Source organism: Siminovitchia fortis, assembly GCF_003605365.2.
Taxonomy (GTDB): Bacteria; Bacillota; Bacilli; order Bacillales; family Bacillaceae_C; genus Siminovitchia; species Siminovitchia fortis.
The window spans coordinates 1-403 of record NZ_QYTU02000111.1; the positions used below are offsets into that span (position 1 = coordinate 1).

At 55.6% G+C, this 403-nt stretch carries 1 rRNA gene; it reads left to right on the top strand.

Going from position 1 to position 403, the window contains the following annotated elements:
* Positions 1 to 403: ribosomal RNA gene (locus tag D4N35_RS17885) — 23S ribosomal RNA — on the top strand; the annotation flags it as partial.

Genomic DNA, 403 nt, shown 5'->3' on the forward strand with positions numbered 1-403 from the left:
AACGATCTGGGCACTGTCTCAACGAGAGACTCGGTGAAATTATAGTATGCGTGAAGATGCGCATTACCCGCGACAGGACGGAAAGACCCCGTGGAGCTTTACTGCACCCTGATATTGACTGTCTGTGCAGCTTGTACAGGATAGGTAGGAGCCTGAGAAGCATGAGCGCCAGCTTGTGTGGAGGCACTGGTGGGATACTACCCTGGCTGTATGGACCGTCTAACCCGCGGCCCTGATCGGGTCGGGAGACAGTGTCAGGCAGGCAGTTTGACTGGGGCGGTCGCCTCCTAAAGAGTAACGGAGGCGCCCAAAGGTTCCCTCAGAATGGTTGGAAATCATTCGCAGAGTGCAAAGGCAGAAGGGAGCTTGACTGCGAGACCTACAAGTCGAGCAGGGACGAAAG